The sequence below is a fragment of the Actinomadura harenae genome, assembly GCF_003696215.1.
Taxonomy (GTDB): Bacteria; Actinomycetota; Actinomycetes; order Streptosporangiales; family Streptosporangiaceae; genus Spirillospora; species Spirillospora harenae.
In genome coordinates this window covers 1-9,254 of record NZ_RFFG01000187.1, presented here as the reverse complement: position 1 = coordinate 9,254, position 9,254 = coordinate 1, and the positions used below count along the sequence as shown (strand labels likewise).

Here is a 9,254-nt window from a genome sequence, read left to right as displayed (position 1 = left end):
CGCCCGGCTCGCCCGCGCGCTCGTGGGTGAGCGCCAGGTGGTAGGCGGCGCGCGCGCCGTACTCGGGGTCGCCGGTGGCGATCGCGGCGCGGTCGGCCTCGCGCGCGCCCGCGACGTCGCCCGCGTCGTCCAGGACGACGGCGAGGCCGAGCGCGGCCCGGGCCCGCTCCGGGGTGTCGCCGAGCGCCAGCACCTCCCCGAACAGCGCCGCCGCGGGGCCGGACTCGCCGTCCTCGGCGAGCCGCCGCGCCCGCTCGCACATCTCGGCCGCCTGGGCCGCGGATCCCGGCTGCCGTCCGGGGGACTCGGCTGACGCGGCCTCGGCGGCCGGTCCGGGCGTGTCGCTCATGATCGTCTACTGCCCTCTGGGGGTCGGGGTTCGGCGCGTCGAGCCTAGCTTTCCGGCCGCCTCCGCGTCCCGCCCCGACACACCCGGACTTGATCATGTCCCCGGGCCACGGCCTTTACGCTGTAGATCACTAACCGGGACGGGAAAAGGCCCGCCCCGGACGTCCCGGGACGGGCCCCTCCTCATGCGGATCAGTCCTCGAACGCCTCCGGCGGCGGGCAGGAGCAGATCAGGTTGCGGTCACCGTACGCCTGGTCGATGCGGCGGACCGGCGGCCAGTACTTGCCCTCGCGCAGGGACGGCAGCGGGTACGCCGCGGTCTCGCGCGTGTAGGCGTGCTTCCAGTCCTCGGTCAGCAGGGAGTCCGCCGTGTGCGGGGCGTTCCGCAGCGGGTTGTCCTCCGCGTCGAGGGTCCCGTCGGCGACGGCCTCGATCTCCCGGCGGATCTCCACCATGGCGTCCACGAACCGGTCGAGCTCGGCGAGGTCCTCGCTCTCGGTCGGCTCGATCATCAGCGTCCCGGCGACCGGGAACGACAGGGTCGGGGCGTGGAAGCCGTAGTCGATCAGCCGCTTGGCGACGTCCTCGGCGGTGACGCCGGTCTCCTTGGTGATCTTGCGGAGGTCGGCGATGCACTCGTGCGCGACCAGGCCGTCCCGGCCGGTGTAGAGGATCGGGAAGTGCGGGGACAGCTTCGCCGCCAGGTAGTTCGCGGCGATGATCGCGCCCTCGGTCGCCGAGCGCAGGCCGTCCGCGCCCATCATGGCGATGTAGGTCCACGAGATCGGCAGGATGCCCGCCGAGCCCCACGGCGCCGCCGAGATCGGCCCGACGCCGGTGTCCTGCGGGCCGGCCTCCGCGCGCAGCGGGTGGGACGGCAGGAACGGCGCCAGGTGCTCGCGGACGCCGACCGGGCCCACGCCCGGACCGCCGCCACCGTGCGGGATGCAGAAGGTCTTGTGCAGGTTCAGGTGCGAGACGTCCGACCCGAACTCGCCCGGACGGGCCAGGCCGACCAGCGCGTTGAGGTTCGCGCCGTCCACGTAGACCTGGCCGCCCGCGTCGTGCACGGACTTGCAGACCTCGGTGATCGACTCCTCGAACACGCCGTGCGTGGACGGGTAGGTCACCATGATCGCGGCCAGCGCGTCGCCGTGCTTGGCGATCTTGGCGTGCAGGTCGTCCACGTCGATGTTGCCGCCGTCGTCGCACTTGACGACCACGACCTTCATCCCGGCCATCACCGCGGACGCGGCGTTGGTGCCGTGCGCGGACGACGGGATCAGGCACACGTTGCGGTGCTCCTCGCCGCGCGAGGCGTGGTAGCCGCGGATCGCCAGCAGCCCGGCCAGCTCGCCCTGCGACCCGGCGTTCGGCTGCACCGACACCCGGGCGTAGCCGGTGATCTCGGCGAGCCAGCCCTCCAGCTCGCCGATCAGCTCGACGTACCCGGCGGCCTGCTCGACGGGCGCGAACGGGTGGATGTTCGCGAACTCCGGCCAGGTGATCGGCTCCATCTCGGTCGTCGCGTTCAGCTTCATCGTGCAGGAGCCGAGCGGGATCATGGACCGGTCGAGCGCGATGTCCTTGTCCTGGAGGCGGCGCAGGTAGCGCAGCATCGCGGTCTCGGAGCGGTGCGCGTGGAACACCGGGTGCGTCAGGTACGGGCTCTCGCGGCGCAGGGAGTCGAGCGCGTCCCCGGCCGGGACCTCGGCGACACCCTCGACGCCGAACGCCCGCCACACGGCGGCGACGTGCTCGCCGGTGGTCGTCTCGTCACAGGCGATGCCCACGTGGTCGGCGTCCGCCAGGCGCAGGTTCACGCCCAGCGCGCGGGCGGTCGCGACGACCTCGGCGGCGCGTCCCGGCACGCGGGCCAGGACGGTGTCGAAGAAGTGCTCGTGGACGACCTCGACGCCGCCCTCGCGCAGCCCCGCCGCCAGGTGGACGGCCTGCCCGTGCGCGTGCTGCGCGATCGCGGCCAGGCCCTCCGGGCCGTGGTAGACGGCGTACATGCTGGCCATCACCGCGAGGAGAACCTGCGCGGTGCAGATGTTGCTGGTGGCCTTCTCACGCCGGATGTGCTGCTCGCGGGTCTGGAGCGCGAGCCGGTAGGCGGGCCTGCCGTCGACGTCGACGGAGACGCCGACCAGGCGGCCCGGCATCTGCCGCTGGATGCCCTCGCGGACGGCCATGTACCCGGCGTGCGGGCCGCCGAAGCCGAACGGGACGCCGAACCGCTGCGCCGAGCCGACCACGATGTCCGCGCCGCTCTCCCCCGGCGGACGCAGCAGCGTCAGCGCGAGCAGGTCGGCGGCGACCACGGCCTGCATGCCGCGCGCGTGCGCCGCGTCGACCAGCGGCGTCAGGTCGCGGACGGCCCCGGACGCGCCGGGGTACTGCACCAGGACGCCGAAGAAGTCGCCCTCGGGCAGCCCGGCGGACAGGTCGGCGGTGACGACCTCGATGCCCAGCGGGACAGCCCGGGTGCGGATCACCTCGATCGTCTGCGGCAGCGCGTCGGCGTCCACGAGGAACGCGCCGGGCTCCTTGCGCTTGCCCACGCGGTGGGACAGGGCCATCGCCTCGGCGGCGGCGGTCCCCTCGTCCAGCATGGAGGCGTTCGCCACCGGCAGGCCGGTCAGGTCGCCGATCACGGTCTGGAAGTTCAGCAGCGCCTCGAGGCGGCCCTGCGAGATCTCCGGCTGGTACGGCGTGTAGGCCGTGTACCAGCCCGGGTTCTCCAGCACGTTCCGCAGGATCACGCCCGGCGTGTGGGTGCCGTGGTAGCCCAGACCGATCATGGACGTGAGGACGGTGTTCTTCTCCGCGAGCTCACGCAGCCGGGCCAGCGCGGCCGGCTCGGACAGCGCGGGCGGAAGCGCCAGCGGGCGGTGCGTGCGGATGGCCTCCGGGACCGCCGCGTCGATCAGGGCCTCGGCGCCGGAGTAGCCGATGGCCGCCAGCATCCGGGACCGCTCGTCGCCGGACGGGCCGATGTGCCGGTCGGCGAACGCCGTCCGCGGGGTCTGTGGCGAGGCCACGGGTGCGAAGAACTGCGCGGTCATAGGGGAGAGCCTCCTGGGCTGCGAAAGCGGTCGCTCAGGGCGTCTCCGGCCCTTCCGGCCGGTGACGGTCTCCCCCTCTGTCGTGGCACCTGAGAGCTTCCCCCGCGCACGCGCGGAATTTCCCCTTCGGTGAGACGGCCCGCACCCGTTTCCGGGCAAGCGCGCGCCTGCTTTCCAGAGGTGCCTCGTCTGCGCGGTCCTTTTGCCTGAGAGGTTCCGGGGAGGTTTGCCCCTTCGGCGTCCCACGCTGGCGGCGTGGAATCTCTCCCGCACAGGGTCAGCGGCGTTTCCTGTGGGAAAAACTCTATCCAACGCAGGGCACGATCGAACGCGGCGGGACCCCACCGCCTCGCGTCCGGAACCCCGGCGGCCCGCGAGGCGTTCCCCCCTTCGCGGGTGGTCGGGGTCGGCGTGGCGGGCCGGTTCCTCCCCCGGCACGCCCGCCGGAGAAAGTACGATATTCGCAGCTCAAGGTCAGGAGGACCCACAACCGCGGGGCGGGGACGACGACGAAACGGCGGTGTGGCGTGACGCGGACCCAGGACGGCGCGGCGCGGGCCGAACATGATTCGGGCCAGGCCGGGCCGGATCCGGGCGTCCCCCGGGACGCGTCGAAGGACACGGCGGACCGGACGGCCCGCGAGACGGGCGAGGAGACGGGCCGGGAGGCCCCCAACGCGGACCGGACGGCCCCAGACGCGGCCCCAGACGCGGCCGGAGACGCGACCGGGGACCCCGCCGCGGACCCGGCGGACGGCGGGACCGGCGGCGGGACGGACCGGTCGAAGCCGGTCGAGCCGCGCGACGGCGCGCCCGTGCCGGTCGAGGAGCCGCCCTCACCGGCGCGCATCCGGCGCTCCGGCGACGCGATCCGGTTCGTCACCGCGCTGGCCGGGCTCGGCGCCGTCATGCTGCTGGTGACCATCGCCCAGCAGACCACGCACGGCCTCCAGACCGACATCGTCGAGGGCACCGCGCACGCGCCCCGCTGGCTGCTGTCGCTGGCGACGCTGGCGTCCAGCTTCGGGGTGCTGGCCGTCCCGGTCGCCTTCTCGGTCGAACGCCTGTTCCACCGGGACGGCGTCCGGGTCGCGATCGCGGTGCTCGCCGCGATGATCACCTTCGGGCTGACCGTGGCCATGAACGACTGGGTCGTCCCGGCCGCGCCGAACGGCCTGCTGGACGCCCTGATCTGGGGCAGTTCCGGCACCGCCGTCGTGCACACCGACATCGCCCCGGTGATCGCGTTCGTCGCCGCCGTGGGGATGGCCGGCCGGACCCGCTGGCAGCTCGCCGCCTGGACCATGATCGGCCTGGCCGCGCTCACCGGGCTCACCGCGTCCTACGCCTCGGTCTCGGCGCTCGCCGCCACCTACTTCCTCGGCGTGGCGATCGGCCACGGAACGCTGTACGCGGTCGGCACGCCGAACCCGCGCCCGCCCGGCACCGCCGTCGTCGCGGCGCTGGAGCGGCTCGGCCTGCGCCCGGTCGCGGCGCGGCGGCTCGACACGGCCGCCGACGAGCCGCGCCGGTACGCCGTCGCGATCGTCCCCGGCCCGGACGGCGTCCCGCACGACGGCGCGGGCCGTCCGCTGCCCCGGGGCCCCTGGACCCTCCTGGTGAACGTCCTGGACCGCGACCAGCAGACGGCCGGGCTGGTGTACCGGCTGTGGCGCCTGGTGCGGCTGCGGGCCGGCACGAACCGCCGCCCGCTGCGCTCCCTGCGCCGCGCGCTGGAGCAGGAGTCCCTGATGGCCTACGCGGCGTCCGCGGCGGACGTCCGCACCCCGCGCCTCGTCGGCACCTGCGAGGCCGGCACCGAGGCCGCGCTGCTCGCCTACGAGCACGTCCCGGGACGGCGCCTGGACGAGCTGACCGCCGACGAGATCGACGACGCCCTCCTCACCGACGTCTGGCACCAGTTCGCCCGCCTCCAGGCCGCGCGCCTGGCCCACCGCCGCCTGGAGGGCCACGCCATCCTCGTGAGCGGCCCCGGCTCCCCCGCCCCCGGCGACCCGGGCCCGGCCGAGCCCGCCGACGGGCGGGCGTCCGACGCCCCCACCGGCGACGGGGAGGCGTCCGAGGACGGGGACGCGTCCGGCGAGCACGCCCACGGCCCCGTCCACCTGGTCGATCTCGGTGTCGGGGAGGTCGCGGCGGGCGATCTCGCGCTGCGCCTGGACCGGGCCCAGCTCCTCACCACCCTCGCGCTGCGCGTCGGCGCCGAGCGCGCGGTCGCGACGGCCGCGCCGGTGCTCGGCGAGGGCGCGCTCGCCGCCGCCGTCCCGCTGCTGCAGCGGGTCGCGCTGACCCGGGCGACCCGCACCGCGGTCCGGCACGACCGGCGCCTGCTCACGCGGATCCGCGAGCAGATCATCGAGCTGGAGCCCGAGGCCGAGACCGAGCCCGTCCGCCTGGAGCGCTTCCGCCCGCGGACGATCGTGAGCATCATCGCGCTGACCTTCGCGGCCTACATCGTCATCCCCCAGCTGACCAGCGTCCAGCTGGACCAGATCGGCGACCGGGCGAACTGGTGGTGGGTGGCGCTCGGCGCGGCCGGGGCCGCCGTCACCTACCTCGCGGCGGCCCTGATGCTCATCGGCTTCGTGCCGGAACGGCTGCCCCTGTGGCGGACGATCGTGGTCCAGGTCGCCGCGTCGTTCGTGAAGCTCGTCGCGCCCGCCGCCGTCACGGGCGTCGCGCTCAACACCCGCTACCTGCAGAAGTCGGGGATCCGGTCCGGCCCGGCGGTCGCCAGCGTCGGCGCGTCCCAGCTCCTGGGCATGGTCGTCCACATCCTCATGCTGGTGGTGTTCGGGTTCATCACCGGGTCCACCCAGACCGCGACGCACGACCTGGCGCCGTCCCGGACGATCATGATCGTGCTGCTGATGCTCGCGGTCCCGGTGGCGGTGGCGCTGGCCATCCCGCGCGTCCGGCGGTTCGTGACGGCGCGGCTCCGGTCGATGTTCTCCGGAGTGCTGCCGCGCCTGATGGACGTCCTGCAGTCGCCCCGCAAGCTCGCGACGAGCCTCGGCGGCACGCTGCTGATCACGGCCGGCTTCGTGGTCTGCCTGGACGCCTCGATCCGCGCGTTCGGCGGCCACCTGCCCTGGACGGCCGTGGTCGTGGTGTTCCTGACCGGCAACGCCCTCGGCTCGGCGGCGCCGACCCCCGGCGGCCTGGGCGCCGTCGAGGGGGCCCTCACGCTGGCGCTGACGATCTCCGGGCTGCCCGCCGAGATCGCCACCTCGGCCGTGCTGCTGTTCCGGCTGCTGACGTTCTGGCTTCCGGTCGCCCCCGGCTGGGCGGCGTTCGCCTACCTCCAGCGCAAGGAGGCCATCTGACGGGGCGTGGACGCCGCTCGGGGACCGGGACGGCCGGGTGATCATCGGAGCGGCCCCGTGAGCCTGCCCGGGCTCGTGATCATCGGACCGGGAGACGAGGCCAAGGTGAGGGCCGGGGTTCTTCGGGCCGGGAGGATCGGGTCGGGAGGGTCGCTTCGGGTGCCGGAGCGGGGAAGGACGGCCGGTGCGGGAGAGTCGGTGGGTGCGGGAGTGTCAGCCGGTGCGGCGGGTGCGGCGGCGGTGGGCCAGCTCGTCGTGCGGGTGGGAGTCGCCGTCCTCGCCGACGTCGGCGCGCTCAGCGGGCAGGTCGGCGAGGCTGCCCTCGACCTCCTGCCAGACCCGGCCGAGCGCGATGCCGAACACGCCCTGCCCGCCCTGGAGCAGGTCGACGACCTCGTCGGCGGAGGTGCACTCGTAGACGCTCACGCCGTCGCTCATGAGGGTGATCTGGGCCAGATCCTGGACGCCGCGGTCGCGTAGATGGTTCACCGCGGTGCGGATCTGCTGCAGGGAGACCCCGGTGTCCAGGAGCCGCTTGACCACCTTCAGCACCAGGATGTCGCGGAACCCGTACAGCCGCTGGCTGCCCGAGCCCTGCGCGGCCCGGACACTCGGCGTGACCAGGCCCGTGCGCGCCCAGTAGTCGAGCTGACGGTAGGTGATCCCGGCCGCGGCGCACGCCGTGGGGCCCCGGTAGCCGACGTCCTCCGGCGGCGCCGAGACCCTGGTGTCGAAGAGCAGACCCTGCTCTCCGGCGCGCTGGGACGCCATGCGCCTGTCGGGGGTCGCCTTGCCCTCGCCGCTGCTCACCGCCACGCGGACCTCCGGCTTCTATCAGCCCGCGGTGTTCCGTCAAGGGGGTTTGACGAATGACACCACGGGTGTTCCACCAGCACGGTAGGTGCCGGTCAGGGTGTGGTCAACGTTCGTCGTCGGCGCGTCGCCTACCCGGATGAACCGGCTTCACGTGGGCAAACTGCGCACCTCCGCTGTCACCGAACTCCTACCCACGTCTGCCCGGTGCGGAAACGGGAAGCGGGGTCCGGTGCGAGAACACCCGGGCGGCGGCATGATCATGCAGGTCACCCCGCTGACCGGCGCTTTCGTGTCACCGGGGTGTGCCGGACCGCCGACCCGGACGCGAACCCCGAGCCTACTGGACGGAACCCGGCGATGCGGGCGAACCAGACGCACAAGCCGGACCCGTGACCCGACTTCCCAGGTGGCGAGACCGCCACACCTGCCTCACCGCGCGTCACCTCCGGCCCCGGCGGCCCTCCATCATCCGATCACACAGCGTGACCACCGGCGAGATCGCGACCGCCCACGAGCACGGGTCACATGCGGCCGGCGGCCGAGGGCGGCCCTGCGGGGTCGGGCGGGTGCCGGGAGGGCGGGTCAGCCCGCGCGGCCGAAGTCCTCGGGGGTGATCGTGTCGAGGAACTCGCGGAACTTCTCCACCTCGTCCTCCTGCTCGTCGGGGATCGCCACGCCGGCCTCCTCGAGGATGTCCTCGGCGGCGAAGATCGTCGCGCCGGTGCGCAGCGCCAGGGCGATCGAGTCGGACGGGCGGGCGCTGACCTCGACGCCGTTGGAGAAGATCAGGTCGGCGAAGAAGATCCCGTCGCGCAGGGCGGTGATGTTCACCGTCCTCAGCTGCACGCTGAGCGCGTCCAGGACGTCCCGGAAGAGGTCGTGGGTGAGCGGCCGGGCCGGCAGCACCCCCTGCTGGGCGAAGGCGATCGCGGTCGCTTCGACCGCCCCGATCCAGATGGGCAGGTAGCGGTCGCCGTCCGTCTCCTTCAACAGGACGATCGGCTGATTGGAGGGCATCTCGACCCGGACGCCGACGACCTCCATCTGCTTCACTGCGGCTCCCTGCTGGTCCTCGCGGCCTCGGTCTGGTCTCGTCCGGACCGGCTGGCCGCCGACCCCTGTAGCCAACGTACACCCGGCCCGCCTCCGGGTGTCCGGGCGACGGGCGGGCAAATCACGCACACCGGGCCCCGGCGGGCTTCCCGGACGGCGACGCGGCGGAGCGCGGAACGCCTCACGGGCCCAGGCTCTCCCGCAGTCCGGCCGACACCAGGGCGGCGTGCAGCCGGACCGACAGCTCCGCGACCTCGCGGGCGGTGCGGGACGCCTCCTCGTGCGCCTCGGGGCTGCGCCGGCGCAGCTGGGGCGCGACGAGCTGCTCGATCAGCCCGACCTGACGGTCGGCGGCGGCCTTGACCGCGCGCAGGTTCCGGGCCTCGAACCCGAAGGCGCCGAGCGCGGCGGCGGCGCGGGCCACGGCCAGCGCGTCGCCGTCGTAGTGGGCGCCGGACCGGCAGATCAGCCCGTACTCCTCCAGCTGCGCCAGCAGCGCCTCGGTGATCGACGCGCCGTCGACCAGCTGGCGCCGGGTCAGCCGGACCTCGGCGGCGGGCTCGGCGCCCGCGTCGGCCGCGACCAGGGTGCGTGGACGGCGCGCCGCGTCGGCCGCGCCCC

Annotated in this window: 4 protein-coding genes, 2 pseudogenes and 2 riboswitches; of the genes and pseudogenes, 1 reads left to right on the top strand and 5 read right to left on the bottom strand. The window is 74.2% G+C overall.

Going from position 1 to position 9,254, the window contains the following annotated elements; all coding sequences use genetic code 11:
• Both EBO15_RS41690 and gcvP read right to left on the bottom strand, forming a co-directional pair.
• A pseudogene (locus tag EBO15_RS41690) lies at window positions 1-349 on the bottom strand (hypothetical protein); the annotation flags it as partial.
• Window positions 350-540: 191 nt separating this feature from the next.
• Window positions 541-3,417, bottom strand: a complete 2,877-nt coding sequence (gene gcvP, locus EBO15_RS41685) for an aminomethyl-transferring glycine dehydrogenase (protein ID WP_122199966.1) — start codon at window positions 3,415-3,417, stop codon at window positions 541-543.
• A 67-nt stretch (window positions 3,418-3,484) separates the two neighbouring features.
• Window positions 3,485-3,601, bottom strand: a riboswitch (glycine riboswitch).
• Window positions 3,602-3,697, bottom strand: a riboswitch (glycine riboswitch).
• Between the two features lie 247 nt (window positions 3,698-3,944).
• On the opposite strand from gcvP, the gene EBO15_RS41680 reads away from it, so the two are divergent.
• Window positions 3,945-6,764 (top strand): lysylphosphatidylglycerol synthase transmembrane domain-containing protein, encoded by a 2,820-nt coding sequence (locus EBO15_RS41680; RefSeq protein WP_122199965.1) that lies wholly within the window; start codon window positions 3,945-3,947, stop codon window positions 6,762-6,764.
• 213 nt (window positions 6,765-6,977) lie between these two features.
• On the opposite strand, the gene EBO15_RS41675 is transcribed toward EBO15_RS41680, so the two are convergent.
• The 3 genes and pseudogenes from EBO15_RS41675 to EBO15_RS44860 form a co-directional block, all read right to left on the bottom strand.
• The gene (locus EBO15_RS41675; RefSeq protein ID WP_122199964.1) at window positions 6,978-7,580 is read right to left on the bottom strand and encodes a MerR family transcriptional regulator; all 603 of its coding nucleotides are present in this window, start codon (window positions 7,578-7,580) and stop codon (window positions 6,978-6,980) included.
• A gap of 582 nt (window positions 7,581-8,162) precedes the next feature.
• Window positions 8,163-8,633, bottom strand: coding sequence for a bifunctional nuclease family protein (locus tag EBO15_RS41670; protein WP_122199963.1), 471 nt, complete (start codon window positions 8,631-8,633; stop codon window positions 8,163-8,165).
• A gap of 181 nt (window positions 8,634-8,814) precedes the next feature.
• A pseudogene (locus EBO15_RS44860) lies at window positions 8,815-9,254 on the bottom strand (MerR family transcriptional regulator); the annotation flags it as partial.

What these genes read in the sequence shown, in the direction of transcription:
- gcvP (WP_122199966.1), bottom strand. Translation starts at nt 3,417, where the DNA reads ATGACCGCGCAGTTCTTCGCACCCGTGGCCTCGCCACAGACCCCGCGG.